This is a genomic window from Citrobacter sp. Cm038 (assembly GCF_030333105.1).
GTDB lineage: Bacteria > Pseudomonadota > Gammaproteobacteria > Enterobacterales > Enterobacteriaceae > Citrobacter > Citrobacter murliniae.
In genome coordinates, this window is sequence record NZ_JAOWGO010000022.1 from 883982 (window position 1) to 901148 (window position 17167).

The following is a 17167-nucleotide window of genomic DNA, read 5'->3' on the forward strand; positions in this document are numbered from 1 at the left end:
TCTTATCACCGCATTTTGACTAGTCCAATAAAAGAAATCAGACCATGTTTGAAATTAATCCGGTAAATAACCGCATTCAGGACCTCACGGAGCGCTCTGACGTTCTTAGGGGGTATCTTTGACTATGATGCCAAGAAAGAGCGTCTGGAAGAAGTAAACGCCGAGCTGGAACAGCCAGACGTCTGGAACGAACCAGATCGCGCTCAGGCGCTGGGCAAAGAACGTTCCTCCCTTGAGGCCATTGTCGACACGCTCGACCAGATGAGCCAGGGCCTGGAAGATGTTTCCGGCCTGCTGGAGCTGGCTGTAGAAGCCGACGACGAAGAAACCTTTAACGAAGCCGTTGCTGAACTCGATACGCTGGAAGATAAACTGGCGCAGCTGGAATTCCGCCGCATGTTCTCCGGCGAATACGACAGTGCCGACTGCTATCTCGATATTCAGGCTGGCTCTGGTGGTACTGAAGCCCAGGACTGGGCAAGCATGCTGATGCGTATGTATCTGCGTTGGGCTGAAGCACGCGGCTTTAAAACAGAAATTATTGAAGAATCTGAAGGTGAAGTGGCGGGTATTAAATCCGTGACCATCAGAATTGCTGGCGATTACGCTTACGGCTGGCTGCGTACTGAAACCGGTGTGCATCGTCTGGTACGTAAAAGTCCGTTCGATTCCGGCGGTCGCCGCCATACGTCGTTCAGCTCTGCATTTGTATATCCGGAAGTCGACGATGATATCGATATCGACATCAATCCGGCGGATCTGCGTATTGACGTGTATCGTGCCTCCGGTGCGGGCGGTCAGCACGTTAACCGTACGGAATCTGCGGTGCGTATCACCCACATCCCTACCGGGATAGTGACGCAGTGCCAAAACGACCGTTCCCAGCACAAGAACAAAGACCAGGCCATGAAGCAAATGAAAGCAAAGCTTTATGAACTGGAAATGCAGAAGAAGAATGCCGAGAAACAGGCGATGGAAGACACCAAGTCCGATATCGGCTGGGGTAGCCAGATTCGTTCTTATGTCCTTGATGACTCCCGCATCAAAGACCTGCGTACCGGGGTTGAAACCCGTAACACGCAGGCGGTGCTGGATGGCAGCCTGGATCAATTTATCGAAGCAAGTTTGAAAGCAGGGTTATGAGGAACCAAAATGTCTGAACAACACGCACAGGGCGCTGACGCGGTAGCCGACCTTAACAATGAACTGAAAACGCGCCGTGAGAAGCTGGCCAACCTGCGCGAGCAGGGGATCCCGTTCCCGAACGATTTCCGTCGCGATCATACCTCAGACCAACTGCACGCTGACTTCGACGCGAAAGAAAACGAAGAGCTGGAAGCGCTGAACATCGAGGTATCTGTTGCTGGTCGTATGATGACCCGCCGCATTATGGGTAAAGCATCCTTTGTTACGCTGCAGGACGTTGGTGGGCGTATTCAGCTGTACGTTGCACGCGACGATCTTCCGGAAGGCGTCTACAATGAGCAGTTCAAAAAGTGGGATCTGGGCGACATCCTCGGTGCGAAAGGTAAGTTGTTCAAGACTAAAACTGGTGAACTGTCTATTCATTGCACCGAACTGCGTTTGCTGACCAAAGCTCTGCGTCCGCTGCCGGATAAATTCCACGGCTTGCAGGATCAGGAAGCGCGTTATCGTCAGCGTTACCTGGATCTCATCTCCAACGATGAATCCCGCAATACTTTTAAAGTGCGTTCACAGATCATGGCGGGCATTCGTCAGTTCATGGTTGGTCGCGGCTTTATGGAAGTTGAAACTCCGATGATGCAGGTGATCCCAGGCGGTGCCGCAGCGCGTCCGTTCATCACCCATCATAATGCGCTTGATCTGGACATGTACCTGCGTATTGCGCCGGAACTGTACCTCAAGCGTCTGGTGGTTGGCGGCTTTGAGCGTGTGTTCGAAATTAACCGTAACTTCCGTAACGAAGGGATCTCCGTTCGCCATAACCCAGAGTTCACCATGATGGAACTCTACATGGCTTATGCGGACTATAAAGATCTGATCGAACTGACCGAATCTCTGTTCCGTACGCTGGCACAGGACGTTCTGGGTACGACTGAAGTGCCTTACGGCGATGAAGTTTTCGACTTTGGTAAACCATTCGAAAAACTGACCATGCGCGAAGCGATTCAGAAATACCGCCCGGAAACCAATATGGCGGATCTGGACAACTTCGACTCAGCTAAAGCTATTGCTGAATCTATCGGTATCAAGGTTGAGAAGAGCTGGGGCCTGGGTCGTATCGTAACTGAGATCTTTGAAGAAGTTGCGGAAGCGCATCTGATTCAACCGACCTTCATTACTGAGTATCCGGCAGAAGTGTCTCCGCTGGCGCGTCGTAACGACGAAAACCCGGAAATCACTGACCGCTTCGAATTCTTCATTGGTGGACGTGAAATCGGTAACGGCTTCAGCGAGCTGAATGATGCAGAAGATCAGGCGCAGCGTTTCCAGGATCAGGTTAACGCCAAAGATGCTGGTGATGACGAAGCGATGTTCTACGATGAAGACTACGTAACCGCTCTGGAACACGGTCTGCCGCCGACAGCTGGCCTGGGTATTGGTATTGACCGTATGGTTATGCTGTTTACTAACAGCCACACCATTCGCGACGTGATCCTGTTCCCGGCTATGCGTCCGGTAAAATAAGCATTACGCGAAAGCACGCAACCCCGGCATTTGTCGGGGTTTTTTACTTTTGCTGCGCGAAAGAAGACAACATATTTCTCGCTTCGCTATTCGTCGCCTGCATTACCATCCACGGACTGAACGCCCATGGCGTAGCATCAATTCCACGCAAAACACACGATAAATTGCACCATTGATAATCCATCACTTCATCACTGTTTGGCAGCAATTCACTGGTAATTCGTGCGGCAAAAACCGGGCACACTTCGTTTTCGACGATGCCATTCGGGTCGGTGGCGCGGTAATGGAAATCAGGATAGATCGACACGGGAGGCGTTATTTCCACACCCAGCTCAAAGCGACAACGACGGATCACCGCCTCCTCATTACTTTCTCCCTGCTGTGGGTGACCGCAAACCGAGTTGGTCCACACGCCGGGCCACGCTTTTTTACTCAATGCGCGGCGGGTTACTAATAGTTGGCCTTCACGGTTAAAAAGCCAGCATGAAAATGCCAGATGTAATGGGGTATCAGCCGTGTGCGCGGTATATTTTTCCAGCGTACCCGAGGGAATTCCCTTTACATTCAGCAAAATGACATGTTCCGTTTGCATGATTTCTCACATTTAATTCTAGTCACTCGTCATTATAGATAACAGAAGAGTGAAATGATTAACCATGTGAGTGTTTATCGGCATCCGACGGTAGCAATGCGGATGCCGACAAGGAAAGGTAATTAAAAAAGCAGCATCATATATTTGAAACGGCTTTCAATGGCCATTGCAACGCAGTCAGAAATGACAGGAATAGAAATCAGAAAGAGCAACAGCAGACTGAATATTGCGCGTATTAAAAGATTCATATCATTCTCCATGCTCATTTTTCTTTAGCTTGCGCATCAGAAGCCACATACGGACTGTTCTGACTTTCAAATTTTTATCAGTAACAGATTCCTTAACCAGATCGGCATGATGCTGGTAGCCATTAAAGAAGACGTTCAGTACAACGGCGCTAAAGGTTGCCAACATAATGCCGCTATGTAATAAGGGCTGCAGTACGGCCGGCAGCTTAGAAAAGAAGTCATGAGAAAGTGTCGGGGTCATACCCACGCCAAGACTGATTGCGACGATATACAAGTTGTAACGGTTGGTGGTGTAGTTACAACGCGACAGAATACGAATCCCGGTTGCCAGCACCATGCCGAACATCACCAGCCCCGCGCCGCCAAGAACGAATTGCGGAATAGAAGCCACCAGCACCGCCATTTTTGGCACCATGCCGAATAACATCAAAATGATGCCAGAAGCAATGCACACCCAGCGGCTATGAACGCGCGTTACGCTGACCAAACCGACGTTTTGCGAAAATGAAGTATGCGGAAAGCTGTTAAACGTACCTCCAATCATTGTCCCGACGCCATCTACGCGCAGCCCGCGAATAATATCTTGTGAAGAGAGTTTTCGACCGACGATTTCCCCCAGGGCCAGGAACATCCCCATAGACTCAATAAACACGATGATTAACACAGCGGTCATGGTCAGAATAGAGACGGGATCGAACACCGGTATGCCAAACGACATTGGCGTGACAATCGCGAACCACGACGCATCATATAATCCGGACAGATTAACTTCGTTCATCATCCACGACAGGAAAAAACCAAATACAATCCCCAGTAATACGGCGACGTTGGACATAAATCCTTTCGCATAGCGAGTGATGAGCAAGATGAAAATTAAAACGGCGAAGGAGATCCCCAAATAGACGGGATTACCATATTGCGGATTACCTTTACCGCCTGCGGCCCAGTCAATGCCAACCTGAATGATACTAAGACCGATAGAGGTAATTACCACACCAGTAACCAGCGGTGGGAACAATGGCATTAAGCGGCCGATGAGCGGTGCTAATAATGTGGTGATAAAACCCGCTGCGATGGTCGCGCCAAAAATCCCCAGCAGACCAATATCTGGGTTCATCCCGATGGCAATCATCGGTGTCACGGCAGCGAAGGTTACCGACATAATGACGGGCAGGCGAATGCCCATAAAACGACCGATGCCGATACATTGCAACAATGTGACGATACCGCAGCAAAAGAGATCGGAGCTTATGAGCATTGCGATAGCCTCTTTGGAGAGGCCAAGCCTGTCGCCAATCATCAGCGGTACAGCGACCGCACCTGCATACATAACAAGCACGTGTTGCAGACCGAGTATGATCAGCTTTCCTGGTGATAATATGCGGTCAACTTCATCAGTGGGGCGCTCTAGCCCTGAAGATGAGGGAGGTTGAGAATCTATGGCGCTCATGCGTCTCTCCTTAAGCTCGCCAAATTAAAAAGCAACCGTTTACCTTCATAAAACTGAATAAAGACATGCTCGTGGGATGCCAGTTTTAGCGAGGAGGCGAGGTTATAAGGTGGAAATGCGGAGGTAATCACATAATCGTAGTTAAACAGAATAGATGAGAAAATAAATGGGTAGTGAAATTATCTCTAATTTTCTCATATTGATATTTCTTTAATCATTCTGGCATACCGAGCTCTCGCATTTATTACTTTTAATCCTGAAGTCCCTATTTTTGGTTACGATGATCAATTAATGAAAGCGGCATAGATTGCGGAGCAATAATTTGATCTAAGTTCCAAAATTGCAATTAATACAGATACGCTACCTAATATATGCCCGTTTATTGCATCGCAACATTTGAGAAGACAAAAACTCATCAAGTGAAAGGGATACGAATGAATAAGTTTATCGCTGCTGATGCTGCGGAATGTATAGGCTGTCATGCCTGCGAAATTGCCTGTGCGGTGGCGCATAATCATGAAAACTGGCCACAGAGTCAGAGTGATTTTCGACCTCGTCTCCATGTTGTTGGGAAAGGACTGGCCGCAAATCCCGTTGCTTGCCATCATTGCAATAATGCCCCTTGCGTTACGGCTTGTCCCGTTAATGCTCTAACTTTTCAACCAGATAGCGTACAGCTGGATGAACAAAAGTGTATTGGTTGTAAAAGATGCGCAATCGCTTGCCCCTTTGGTGTCATTGAGATGAATAACGTGGTCGCATTGAAATGCGACCTTTGTTTTCAGCGAGATTCTGGCGCGCAAGCTTGTGTTGAAGTTTGCCCAACGCAGGCGTTACGGCTGATGGATGGCAAAGGGTTACAGCAGATAAAAATGAGGCGTCAGCGTAGAGCCGCAGAGGGAAAAGCAGCAGAGGAACTACAATCATCCCGCCGCGCGGCGTTACTCCCTGTTAATCCGCGCAAAGGTGCAGATAAAATTTCAGCGAGCGAGCGGAAAACGCACTTTGGCGAAATTTATTGTGGGCTGGATCAACAACAAGCTGCTTATGAAAGTGACCGCTGTGTCTGGTGCGCCGAAAAAGCTAACTGTAACTGGCATTGTCCGCTGCATAACGCCATTCCAGACTACATTCGACTGGTGCAACAAGGACGGATTATCGAAGCGGCAGAACGTTGCCACCAGACCAGCTCCTTGCCAGAAATCTGTGGCAGGGTATGCCCACAGGACCGGCTTTGTGAAGGGGCATGTACGTTGAAAGATCACACCGGCGCAGTCTCTATCGGTAATCTGGAACGTTACATCACTGATACCGCGCTGGCGATGGGCTGGCGCCCCGATGTCAGCCAGGTTATACCTCGCATGGAAAGAGTGGCGGTGATTGGCGCAGGGCCCGCAGGGCTGGGCTGTGCCGATATTCTTGCGCGTGCTGGCGTGCATGCGGATGTGTTTGATCGGCATCCCGAAATCGGCGGTATGCTGACTTTTGGTATTCCGTCCTTCAAGCTGGACAAAACGGTATTAAGCCAACGGCGGGAGATTTTCACGGCGATGGGGATCGACTTTCATCTCAACTGTGAAATTGGCCGCGACATTTCCTTTAGCGATTTAACGGCGGAATATGATGCCGTTTTCCTTGGTGTTGGTACTTACGGCATGATGCGTGCGGAGTTGCCGAATGAAGATGCACCCGGTGTGATTCAGGCATTGCCGTTCCTTACTGCGCATACCCGCCAGTTGATGGGGCTGCCTGAATCTGAAGAGTATCCGCAGACGGATGTTGCAGGTAAACGGGTTGTGGTGCTGGGTGGCGGAGATACGACAATGGATTGCCTGCGTACCTCCATTCGTCTGAATGCCGCCAGCGTGATTTGTGCTTATCGTCGTGATGAAGTCAGTATGCCTGGTTCCCGCAAAGAGGTAGTCAATGCACGCGAAGAAGGGGTTGAATTCCAGTTTAATGTTCAGCCGCAATATATCGCCTGTGATGATGACGGGCACTTAACTGCGGTTGGTTTGATCCGCACCGCAATGGGAGAACCGGGGCCAGATGGTCGACGTCGTCCTTGCCCGGTGGCTGGTTCTGAATTTGAGCTGCCCGCCGATGTCCTGATTATGGCATTTGGTTTTCAGGCGCATGCGATGCCGTGGTTGCAAGGTAGCGGTATTAAACTCGATAAATATGGCCTGATTAAAGCCGGCGACGCGGGACATTTATCTACCCAAACGCATCTGAAAAAAGTCTTTGCGGGGGGTGATGCCGTTCATGGCGCAGACCTGGTGGTCACCGCAATGGCGGCAGGAAGGCAGGCGGCGCGCGATATGTTAGCTATGTTTGATACGAAGGCATCGCAATGAAATCGTTAATTATTGTCAATCAAAATGACTGCATTGGTTGCCGTACTTGCGAAGTGGCTTGCGTGGTTGCTCATCCGTTAGAACTGGAGTTGAATGCCAGTTTTTTTCTACCGCGCTTAAAGGTACAGCGTCTGGATAGCGTAAGCGCACCGGTGATGTGTCACCAGTGTGAAAATGCGCCGTGTGTAGGGGCTTGCCCGGTACAGGCGCTGACCATGGGGGAGCAGCTAGTGGAGGCAAACGCCGACCGTTGTATTGGTTGTCAGAGTTGTGCCTGTGCATGCCCGTTTGGCATGATCACCATTCAGATGTTGCCGGGAAATGTACGTCCATTGATCGTGAAATGCGATCTTTGCGAACATCGGGTTGAAGGGCCTGCCTGTGTCGAGTCCTGCCCGACACAGGCGTTACAGTTGATGACGGAGGGAGAACTTAAGCGGATCCGCCAGCAGCGTATTGCTGCCAGCGGCGAGAATCTTCTCTGATAAAACCCCCGCGCTTGTATGGCGCGGAGCTTCTCTTAGATTGCCCAACCACCTGCGTAAAACACGACCAGGGCGACGGTAATGATAACAGTACCGATATTCAGTTTGTGCCATTCGCGCGCAAATACGCGGCCCACCACCAGCGTTACAAAGCCCAGCATAATACCGGTAACGATATTGCAGGTCAGGACGATGAATACCGCGCAAACCAGTCCTGCCATAGCATCAATAAAGTCATTGAAGTCCAGTTTCGAGACGTTACTTAACATCAGCAGACCAACGTACATCAGTGCGGGGGCTGTGGCATAACCGGGGATCAGAAACGACAACGGTGATAAGAACAGAATCAACAGGAATAGAAAGCCTACAACAGTCGCTGTCAGACCTGTCTTGCCACCGGCAGCAGTCCCAGCCGCAGATTCGATATAGACAGCTGCCGGGGCTGCGCCTACCAGGCCTGAAAATATCGAGCTTACTGAATCGCTGGTTAGTGCTTTACCTCCGTTAATAATCTGATTGTCTTTATCCAGAAGATTTGCCTGACCAGCAACCGCACGGATGGTGCCAGTGGCATCGAACACTGCGGTCATCACCAGTGCCAGTACACTCGGGAGCACGGTTGGCTGAAGCGCACCGATAATATCAAGGCTGAATATAAGGGATTTTCCATCTTCGCCAGTCAGGCTGGGCATGGCTACCAGACCGTGGTATTTCACCGTTGGATCGAAAATTAAGCCAATGATCGAGATGGTGATAATGACCAGCAAGATCCCGCCTGGAACGCGGCGCTTTTCCAGACCGAAGATAACCGCTAATCCCAGCAAACTCATCAGCACCGGGAAAGAGGTAAACGTACCAAGCGCCACAGGTAAGCCTTCAATCGGATTTTTGATGACCATACCGACGCCGTTGGCGGCAATCAGCAGCAGGAACAGACCAATACCGATACCTGTACCGTGTGCAATACCCATTGGTAAATTACGCAATATCCAGGTACGAATACCCGTTACGGAGATGGCGGTGAAGATGAGGCCCATCAGAAAGACCGCGCCCAGCGCGACAGGCACGCTAATTTGTTGCCCGAGCACCAGGCTAAATGCGGTAAATGCGGTAAGTGAAATGGCGCAGCCAATCGCCATCGGCAAATTAGCCCATAACCCCATCAACAGGGAGCCGAAACCTGCGACCAGACAGGTGGCGACAAAAACTGCCGCAGGAGGAAACCCCGCTTTTCCTAGCATGCCGGGAACCACGATAACGGAATAAACCATGGCCAGAAAGGTGGTCAAACCCGCCAGCACTTCCTGACGAACGGTACTGCCACGAGCTGTAATTTTAAAATAATTATCCAACGCGCCTTGGGGCTTTGGTGCGTCCGGTGTTTGTAGGATGTCTCCAGACATAATGATGTCCTCACGAGGATGTTAAGGTTTTATTATTAGTTGCGTTCGTACACCAGACGACCATCAACGTAGGTGCGGTATATAGAACGGTCATCGCCCAACGTCATCATCACGAACAATTTGTCGACTAAAGAAACAGAGTTGTCATAGCGCAGTTGCTGAAGCGGCGTTGCTGTCGGTTCCATCACCACGAAATCGGCTTCTTTACCTGGCATAAAGTTGCCGATCAGGTTGTCGAGCCCCAATGATTTCGCACCGCCCAGGGTGGCAAGATAAAACGCTTCATAAGCTGAGAGGCGATACCCCTGTAACTGCAACACTTTGTACGCTTCGTTCAGCGTCTGCAGCATGTTGAAGGTGGTTCCTGCGCCAATATCAGTTCCCATGCCGACTTTCACTTTTTTCTGCCATGCTTTTTGTAGATTGAATAAGCCGCTGCCAAGATAAAGGTTGGAGGTCGGACAGAAAGCGATACTGGATTTGGTTTCGCTCAGGCGGTCCCACTCTTTTTCTTCCAGATGGACGCAGTGAGCAAAGACGCAGTTTTTACCTGTCAGACCGTACTGATGATAAACATCCAGGTAGCCATCGTGTTCAGGATAAAGTGATTTCACCCAGGCAATTTCATCTTTGTTTTCACACAGATGAGTATGTACCCACGTATCGGGATACTCTTCTTTCAGGCGTTGTGCCATCGCCATCTGTTCGGGCGTTGAGGTGGGGGCGAAACGTGGCGTAATGGCATACAGCAGGCGGCCATTTTTGTGCCAGCGTTCGATTAGCTCCTTACTTTGCTGATAGCTGCTTTCTGCCGTGTCGAGTAGATAATCTGGCGCGTTGCGATCCATCATTACCTTGCCGGCAATCATTCGCATATTGATATGACTCGCGGTTTCAAACAATGCATCCACCGACTGCGAATGAACAGTACCAAACACCAGCGCCGTGGTAGTGCCGTTACGTAATAACTGCTTGATGAAGAACGCCGACATTTCGCGTGCGTATTCTAAATCTTCATAACGACGCTCGGTGGGGAAGGTGTGTTTGTTCAGCCATTCCAGCAACTGCTCGCCATAGGCGCCGATCATTTCACTCTGCGGATAATGGATATGCGTGTCGACAAAGCCCGGGACTACCAGCTTGCCGCGATAGTCGCGGACACGAATGGAGTCAGGGATTTGATATTTTCCCTCTTCCCACTCGCCAAACCATGCCACTTTCCCCTGGCGAATCAGTAACAATCCATCTTCGATAAATCGCAACGCAGAGGAAATCTCTTCCGGGTTATCAACCGTACGGGTGACATCAATAAAACTGCCTCGAACTGCTTTTAACGTGTGTTCGCCTGACATCATTAACTCCTTTACTGTTAATCCATCTCTTCCGCTGAGGGAATACCTGGCAAAACGTTTTCTTGTCGGTAGCCTCCTGGGAGAATGATATTTAAAACAATTGCGGTTAACCCTCCGGCACAAATAGGATTTTCAACTAATACATAAATAGAGGCGGGTAAGATTTTAAAAATTTCGGGGTCATATGAAACGCCAAGACCCAAACCCAAAGAGGTAGCGACGATCAATGTTTCACGTCGTTTTAATCCGTTGGTGATAATGATGCGGATACCGGCAATTGCAATCATGGAAAACATCAGCGTCATTGCGCCACCCAGAACCGCTGAGGGAATAGTGGTGAAGAAGCCGCCGATCATTGGAAATAACCCGAGGATCACCAGCATTATCGCGATGCTCCGTCCAATATAACGTGAGGCGACGCCAGTCATCTGAATCACGCCGTTGTTCTGTGCAAAGGTGGTTAATGGCAATGAACCGACCGCGGAGGCAATGACAGAGACTAGTCCATCCGCCAGCACGCCTCCTTTCAGACGCGACTGATATTCCTCCCCCTGAATTGGGCGGCGGGAAACCATCGCTGTGGCGGTGATATCGCCTACCGCTTCCAGCACGCTAAGTAGATAAATCGTGCCGACAACCAGGAACTGATGAAAGCTGAAACTAAATCCGTATTTGAATGGATGTGGGATGGTGATGAGCGGCAGATTGCGCATGCTGCTGAAATCAACCATGCCCAGGCATAACGAAACGATATAGCCAACGCATAAACCAATGGCGATACCGCCCATGCGCAGAAGCGGACTGCGGCAGCAGTTAAAACCGATAACCACAATCAGAACCAGCAATCCGACGCCAAGATGTTCGTAACTGCCGAACGTGCCGCTACTTTTGGCGGCAAAGCCGCCACCAAAATCAATGATGCCGACTTTAATCAGACTTAAGCCAATCATCAACACGACGACACCGCTGACGGTGGGAGTAATCACTCTGCGTAAATAAGGGAGAATAAATGAAGCACCGACCACGAGAAATGCGCCCACGAAGGAGACGCCAAGTAGCGACGACATGATTAATTCTTCGTGGAAACCGTCGCTTTTCATGCTGCTGCCCAGAGCAATCATGACCGTAACAAATGAAAAATTGACTGACTGAATGGAGAGTAAACCGGAACCCACGATGCCATAACGGTTTACCTGTAACCAGGTGCCAATGCCGGAAGCGATCATCGCCATGGAAACCAGATAGGCAGTGGTTTCTACGGAAAGCTGTAATGCCGCACCCACAATTAGCGCGGGTGTCACCATCGGAACGAAAATTGCCAGTAGATGAGTAATTGCGCCAATGATTGCCTGATGAAAGGGAGGGCGGTCCTCCAGTTCAAATATAAGGTCGGAGCCTGCACGGTTTATATCAGACATCCCTTCACTCCTTTTAAAGTAAATTTGATCATCTGAATCAGTAAAATAAATTCCCACGAATTTGGGGCGCAGGACGCCTTGAGAACGGCTTATCTCATTTTCGCAGTCACTATTTAGTTATCTATAAAACAGGGAAACTGGCCGCCGGAGCGGCCATTTATGGTTTATATTTTTTCCAGTGCGGTGAGTATTTTCTCCGGAGTGAAATGCCATTCGCGTAACCAGACGCCGCAGGCATCGTGAATAGCAGTTGCAATCGCCGGAGCTGCGCCATTTACGCCAATTTCTGAGATCGATTTAGCACCGAATGGGCCGACTTTATCGTCACTTGGTACCAGAACGGCGCGGAAATCACGCGGAATGTCGCCAATCTTTGGCGCACCATAACTTCGCAAATCGCGTGTCAATGGGTGACCCTCGGCGTCGTAAATGATTTCTTCACTCAAGCTATGACCGATAGCACGCATGGTGGCGCCGTAGATCTGACCCAGCGCTAACTCTGGGTTGACCGGTGTGCCACAGTCCAGCAAAGCGTAGAATTTATCCAGACGGATTTCACCCGTACGGGTGTTTACGGCAACTTCGGCAAAGTTTGCCCCATACGGAAAGGCAAAATCAGGTGTGATATAGCAGGCGGTTCCCACCAGTGAACCAAAACCAGTACCGGTTTCTCCTTGATGAGCGATTTCTCCGAAACTGACTTCTCCTTTCTTCCCGCGGACGATGCCCGGAGTGGTCAGTTGGACATCTTCCAGTGGTTCACCCAGCATGTTGGCTCCGTGGAGGAGGATTTTCTCGCGCAGATTTTCCGCCGCCATACGTGCTGCATTCCCGGAGAAACAGGTGCCGGACGAGGCATATGCGCCTTTGTCAAATAACGCATGGTCGGTGTCGCCAGAAATAACATGTACGTCCTGTGGCGCGCAATGTAGCACTTCTGCCGCCAGTTTTGTCACCACGGTATCCAGGCCGGTGCCAATATCTGCACCGCCTGAATGGACAATAATCGTGCCATCAGATTCCAGTTTGATCATGCAGTTAGCCTGATCGATATCTGGTATCCCCGATTTCTGCATGATAATGGCGACGCCTCGCCCCACACGCCAGTCACCTTCCTGCGCTTTCGGCGAAGACCACTGGATCATCTCACGTCCCTGTCGCAGGATCTCTTCCAACGCGCAACTGGCGGCAGAAGGGACGGAGGTTGGCGCTTTGCCTTCGCCGATAGCGCCGAGGATCTTCAGTTCTTGCCCTTCGTGTACCCGGTTACGCTCAATAATTTCCAGTTGGTCAATCTGCAACTGTTCCGCCAGTTCTGCTAACGCCATGGTGATGGCGAAGTTACCTTTTGGCGCGCCGTAACCTTGATAAGCACCGTTTGGGCAAATGTTGCTGTAGTAGGTGGTGACCTGGAAATCGACGTTATCGCACGGATATAACGGCAACGACAGGGCCGGTCCGTTACACGGTACGGTGAGTGAATGGTTTCCGTAAGGTCCTGTATTGGCGCGGAAATCCATTTTCACTGCCGTCAGGCGACCATCTTTTTTCGCCCCCAGTTTAACGGTGACTTTCGCTACGTGCCGCGAGGTGTTGGCAATAAACTCTTCTTCGCGGGTGTAGCGGAACAGAACCGGACGTCCGGTCACGCAAGTTGCCCATGCGCATACTTCTTCCAGCAGAATGTCCTGTTTGGAACCAAAGCCGCCGCCAACGCGTTCTTTAATGACATGAACCTTATGCTGCTTCATGCCGACGAGGCGCGCTACCTGACGGCGCAAGTGCCACGGTACCTGAGTAGAGGCGTGGATCACCAGACGATCGCCATCCATACGGGTAAAGCAGATATGAGTTTCAGTAGGGCACTGCTGAGCCTGAGTTGAGTTATAGGTTCGCTCAATGATCACATCGGCATCGGCGAAACCTTTGTCCATATCGCCGATATGGCCATGAATGCTGGCCGCGATATTTTTGCGTGGGCGTGAACCGATTGGGAAGTTAATGATCATATGCTCGCCACGCTGGGCTGCATGGCTATTGTCTTCTTCCAGCGTATCTGGCGCGCCAGCGACATAAATTACCGGTTCGTCGTGTACTACTGGGGCATCTTCCGCCATCGCATCGTCAATTGATATCACCGGCTTGAGAACGTCATATTCAACGTCGATGAGTTTCAGTGCTGCCAGCGCAATCTCTTCGCTTTCGGCTACAACAGCGGCTACGCGATCGCCAACGTGACGCATTTTTTTGCCGAACATGCGACGGTCGAGCGGTGAAGGTTCTGGTGCGCTTTGACCGCCCGGGGTGTAGTAGATGTCCGGGCAATTCAGGTGAGTAATAACGTGAACGACGCCTGGCAAAGCTTCGGCTTTGCTGACATCCAGATGTGTAATCAGCGCGTGGGCGTGAGGGCTGCGTAACATTTTGATGATGCAGGCGTCAGCTGTCACGCGGTCTTCAACATAGCAGGGTTTTGCCTGCACCATTTTAGCGGCATCGGTTTTCGGATAGTGCTTACCAATGACCTCAAGGTCGTCGCGGAAAGTCGGAGCGATATCAATCGTCGCCTGTGGGTTATTTTTTCGCGCAACCGCCAGTTCAATGACCTGATAATATTGCTGCCAGCCAGCGTCGCGGCTGAACAGGCCAGAAAGCGCGTCGTCGATCTCTTCGCGGGTTGGTGCTGCAACGCGATCGAGTAGATCGCTGATAATCAGAGATGCTGCCGGATCGTTGTAACCGGACTGGACTACGCCGACATCAACCATTGCCTGCTGAACCAGACTTAATTCGTTCCATTTACCTAAGGATTCAGCGGTGCGGATTTCTGCCTGATCTAACTGAGCAGCGATAAGCAGGGAGGCGTTGACGATGTTGCCGTTATAAATAATCGCATCAGAACCGGCGAAACCGAAACCATCATCACTGTTGCGTACAGAGTGCATGCCCATGTTAAACAACAGCTTTTGTACGTTTTCAGCAGGATTAACCTTTAGTTCCCTGGAAGCGCCATTTAAAGTCAAGTGGATGATCATACGGCTTCCTCCCCAGCCTGTTGGCAGTCGGTATACAGGTCGGCAACTACAACTCCCGTGATATAGCGTTTATACGCGACGCTACCCCGAATATCCCCCACGGGGAAAATCGCCCTGGCGACGGCTTGCTCCAGTGCGCGACCTTCCAGATTTTGTTTTTCTACGTCGTGCAGGCGCAGTGTTTTACTGGCGACGCCATCCAGCGCGATCCGCAGACCGTCGTGATCTGTTAATGCAACTGCTGCGGTAACCACGGTTAACCCCGCCTGGGAACGGCTAATTTTGCGAGTAGCACAAGTGCGATACGGATCTTTTATGATAATTTCAGTCAGCAGTCGGTCGCGTGGATCGGCAAGATAGTTTTCAATCGACAGTGTTTCGCCGTTGCCAAAAACCAACTCAGCATCCAGCGCCAGCAGTACCGGAAGTAACACGGACTCTTCCTGCCTGGCGGCGATTTCGCCACCGATAGTGGACTGGTTACGGACATGGCGGGAGTAGACAAAACCGAGCGCTTCCCGCAGCGCCGCTGGAATGTAGCGTGCATCGCGCAGAGGCTGTAAGCGCGACATTGCGCCAATGCGCAGTGCCCCGTTATCCCAGTCAACCCAGCCCAGTTCCAGATCCTGCAAAGAAATGGCAATTTTTTTATCCGTCCGGGTTGGTGTGGCATTAAGTTTGCTGCCCCCGGCAAACCAGACAGCTTCATCCTGGTAGCGGCGCTTTAGTTCCAGCGCCTGTTCTACCGAGTCGGGTCTGAAAAATTGTTCAATCATCTTCTTTCCTTAATTTCCCTTCTTCTCTGAAAGAAGAGGGGATCTGTCATTTATGCCAGCGCATCCATCCGACGCCACATACTGGCGGCAGCTTTTCTGGCTTGCGCATAAATGGAATCGCAGTCGAAGTTAAACTGATGGTCTTCATAAACCATCACGCCGTTGACCATCACACTGTGAACGCTGCCTGAACCCATACCGAAGGCGATATGTCCGGCGATATTGTCTGCCAGCAGTGGTGTCGGTGAGTTGTAATCGCAAATGGTTAAATCGGCTTTATAACCGACCTCCAGAAGGCCAAATTTTGCGCTGAAGTTGCGGCTAATCAGTTCGTTGCCGTTAGCCAGGGCTTTGGCAAAACTGTCAGGCCACAGCGAACCACCAGCGTCACGATGTTTAAAGAAGGCGAATTTCATCTCTTCAAACATGTCTGAACCGATGCCGTCAGTTCCCAACGCAAGATTGCGGATATCGCTAAGGTGATGGTTATAGCCGACATGGTTGTTCATGTTAGAACGGGCGTTATGCACCAGGAACGCATCGTGCTGATTAAGCAGATCGATATCCTCTTTCGACAGATACAACCCATGAGCGACCAGCGTTTTACTGTTGATGAGATCGTAGTCCGCCAGGCGTACCAGCAGGTCTTTGCCGTGCCAGTGGTGGCTGTGAGAGACGTCATACAAATCTTCCGCTGCGTGAATGTGTAAACCACGTCCCGTTGCTTTTACCGCCTCGCGAAGCATTTCCAGACCTGCATCTGGAACAGTAAATGGTGCGTGAGCGCCGATATGTGCTTCCACCAGATACGGCTCCGTTGCGGATTTCTTCGCGTCGTCAATCTGATGGGCGAAACGGATGTTTTCTTCTACCCCTTCCTGTAACTCTTTGATGCCGTTGTTACGATCGGTGGTTTCAAAACAGGTCATCGCACGCAAACCAACTTTTAAAAATGCGTTGCGCAGTGTAGAGAGCGACCCTCCGATATAGGCAGGGGAAGCATGATGATCGATAACCGTGGTACATCCGCTCTTGATAGCCTCCAGTGAACAAATTAGCCCGCTGTAATAGAGCGACTCTTCATCAAGAGCGCGATCGAGCCGCCACCAGAGATTTTTCAGCGTCGAGATGAAATCCGGACAGGGGGCGATATTCGCCATAATTCCTCGGGACAAACCCGAGTAAAAATGGTTATGCGAGCAGACAATGCCTGGCATCACAATTCGACCATGCATCTCTTTGTAGCGGGCGTCAGGATAGCGTTGCGTCAGGGTGTCGCCGATAGCGATGATGACATCATTTTCGATGGCGATATCGACGCCTTCCTGTACTTTTGCCGGGTGTAGCTGAACTGCGGTGACATTCTTCAGAATCAACATGA

General features: G+C 50.7%; 13 protein-coding genes. 4 read left to right on the top strand and 9 right to left on the bottom strand.

Annotated features, from left to right (window positions below):
* Positions 1 to 44: 44 nt before the first annotated feature.
* Positions 45 to 1143, top strand: a protein-coding gene (gene prfB, locus OGY01_RS15530) for a peptide chain release factor 2 (RefSeq protein WP_136345251.1) whose coding sequence is annotated in 2 segments (ribosomal slippage) — positions 45 to 119 and positions 121 to 1143 — 1098 coding nt in all. Because the reading frame shifts where the segments join, the coding sequence is not laid out codon by codon here.
* 9 nt (positions 1144 to 1152) lie between these two features.
* Entirely contained in the window at positions 1153 to 2670 is a 1518-nt protein-coding gene (gene lysS / locus OGY01_RS15535; RefSeq protein WP_045447234.1) for a lysine--tRNA ligase, read from the top strand.
* A 43-nt stretch (positions 2671 to 2713) separates the two neighbouring features.
* On the opposite strand, the gene idi is transcribed toward lysS, so the two are convergent.
* The 3 genes from idi to uacT all read right to left on the bottom strand — a co-directional run bounded on the left by idi (position 2714) and on the right by uacT (position 4960).
* Positions 2714 to 3262 (bottom strand): isopentenyl-diphosphate Delta-isomerase, encoded by a 549-nt coding sequence (gene idi, locus OGY01_RS15540; RefSeq protein WP_286493311.1) that lies wholly within the window; start codon positions 3260 to 3262, stop codon positions 2714 to 2716.
* Between the two features lie 122 nt (positions 3263 to 3384).
* Positions 3385 to 3510: a protein YqfG gene (yqfG, locus tag OGY01_RS15545; RefSeq protein ID WP_136345252.1), complete on the bottom strand. Its 126-nt coding sequence runs from the start codon at positions 3508 to 3510 to the stop codon at positions 3385 to 3387.
* Between the two features lies 1 nt (position 3511).
* Positions 3512 to 4960 (bottom strand): urate/proton symporter UacT, encoded by a 1449-nt coding sequence (gene uacT / locus OGY01_RS15550; protein WP_045447229.1) that lies wholly within the window; start codon positions 4958 to 4960, stop codon positions 3512 to 3514.
* A gap of 434 nt (positions 4961 to 5394) precedes the next feature.
* Between uacT and ygfT the strand changes: the two genes are divergently transcribed.
* A complete protein-coding gene (gene ygfT / locus OGY01_RS15555) occupies positions 5395 to 7317 on the top strand; it encodes a formate-dependent uric acid utilization protein YgfT (RefSeq protein ID WP_286493312.1) in 1923 nt (640 codons plus the stop codon).
* Positions 7314 to 7802 carry a 4Fe-4S dicluster domain-containing protein gene (locus OGY01_RS15560; RefSeq protein WP_045447224.1) on the top strand — a complete coding sequence of 163 codons (489 nt, stop codon included), beginning with the start codon at positions 7314 to 7316 and terminating at the stop codon, positions 7800 to 7802. Before ygfT ends, OGY01_RS15560 begins: the two co-directional genes overlap by 4 nt.
* Positions 7803 to 7837: 35 nt before the next feature.
* On the opposite strand, the gene ghxQ is transcribed toward OGY01_RS15560, so the two are convergent.
* The 6 genes from ghxQ to ssnA all read right to left on the bottom strand — a co-directional run bounded on the left by ghxQ (position 7838) and on the right by ssnA (position 17165).
* Positions 7838 to 9205 (bottom strand): guanine/hypoxanthine transporter GhxQ, encoded by a 1368-nt coding sequence (gene ghxQ, locus OGY01_RS15565; RefSeq protein WP_045447221.1) that lies wholly within the window; start codon positions 9203 to 9205, stop codon positions 7838 to 7840.
* Positions 9206 to 9240: 35 nt separating this feature from the next.
* Positions 9241 to 10557: a guanine deaminase gene (gene guaD / locus OGY01_RS15570; protein ID WP_045447218.1), complete on the bottom strand. Its 1317-nt coding sequence runs from the start codon at positions 10555 to 10557 to the stop codon at positions 9241 to 9243.
* Positions 10558 to 10574: 17 nt separating this feature from the next.
* Positions 10575 to 11975: a xanthine/proton symporter XanQ gene (gene xanQ / locus OGY01_RS15575; protein ID WP_045447215.1), complete on the bottom strand. Its 1401-nt coding sequence runs from the start codon at positions 11973 to 11975 to the stop codon at positions 10575 to 10577.
* Positions 11976 to 12139: 164 nt separating this feature from the next.
* On the bottom strand, positions 12140 to 15010 hold the full coding sequence (locus OGY01_RS15580) for a molybdopterin-dependent oxidoreductase Mo/Fe-S-binding subunit (RefSeq protein ID WP_286493313.1): 2871 nt from the start codon (positions 15008 to 15010) through the stop codon (positions 12140 to 12142).
* Positions 15007 to 15786 (bottom strand): molybdopterin-dependent oxidoreductase FAD-binding subunit, encoded by a 780-nt coding sequence (gene ygfM / locus OGY01_RS15585; protein ID WP_045447207.1) that lies wholly within the window; start codon positions 15784 to 15786, stop codon positions 15007 to 15009. Before ygfM ends, OGY01_RS15580 begins: the two co-directional genes overlap by 4 nt.
* A gap of 50 nt (positions 15787 to 15836) precedes the next feature.
* Positions 15837 to 17165, bottom strand: a complete 1329-nt coding sequence (gene ssnA, locus OGY01_RS15590; RefSeq protein ID WP_200041848.1) for a putative aminohydrolase SsnA — start codon at positions 17163 to 17165, stop codon at positions 15837 to 15839.
* Positions 17166 to 17167 lie beyond the last annotated feature (2 nt).

What these genes read in the sequence shown, in the direction of transcription:
- OGY01_RS15580 (WP_286493313.1), bottom strand. Translation starts at nt 15,010, where the DNA reads ATGATCATCCACTTGACTTTAAATGGCGCTTCCAGGGAACTAAAGGTT.
- uacT (WP_045447229.1), bottom strand. Translation starts at nt 4,960, where the DNA reads ATGAGCGCCATAGATTCTCAACCTCCCTCATCTTCAGGGCTAGAGCGC.
- ygfT (WP_286493312.1), top strand. Translation starts at nt 5,395, where the DNA reads ATGAATAAGTTTATCGCTGCTGATGCTGCGGAATGTATAGGCTGTCAT.
- ghxQ (WP_045447221.1), bottom strand. Translation starts at nt 9,205, where the DNA reads ATGTCTGGAGACATCCTACAAACACCGGACGCACCAAAGCCCCAAGGC.
- guaD (WP_045447218.1), bottom strand. Translation starts at nt 10,557, where the DNA reads ATGTCAGGCGAACACACGTTAAAAGCAGTTCGAGGCAGTTTTATTGAT.
- xanQ (WP_045447215.1), bottom strand. Translation starts at nt 11,975, where the DNA reads ATGTCTGATATAAACCGTGCAGGCTCCGACCTTATATTTGAACTGGAG.
- ygfM (WP_045447207.1), bottom strand. Translation starts at nt 15,786, where the DNA reads ATGATTGAACAATTTTTCAGACCCGACTCGGTAGAACAGGCGCTGGAA.
- yqfG (WP_136345252.1), bottom strand. Translation starts at nt 3,510, where the DNA reads ATGAATCTTTTAATACGCGCAATATTCAGTCTGCTGTTGCTCTTTCTG.
- OGY01_RS15560 (WP_045447224.1), top strand. Translation starts at nt 7,314, where the DNA reads ATGAAATCGTTAATTATTGTCAATCAAAATGACTGCATTGGTTGCCGT.
- idi (WP_286493311.1), bottom strand. Translation starts at nt 3,262, where the DNA reads ATGCAAACGGAACATGTCATTTTGCTGAATGTAAAGGGAATTCCCTCG.
- ssnA (WP_200041848.1), bottom strand. Translation starts at nt 17,165, where the DNA reads ATGTTGATTCTGAAGAATGTCACCGCAGTTCAGCTACACCCGGCAAAA.
- lysS (WP_045447234.1), top strand. Translation starts at nt 1,153, where the DNA reads ATGTCTGAACAACACGCACAGGGCGCTGACGCGGTAGCCGACCTTAAC.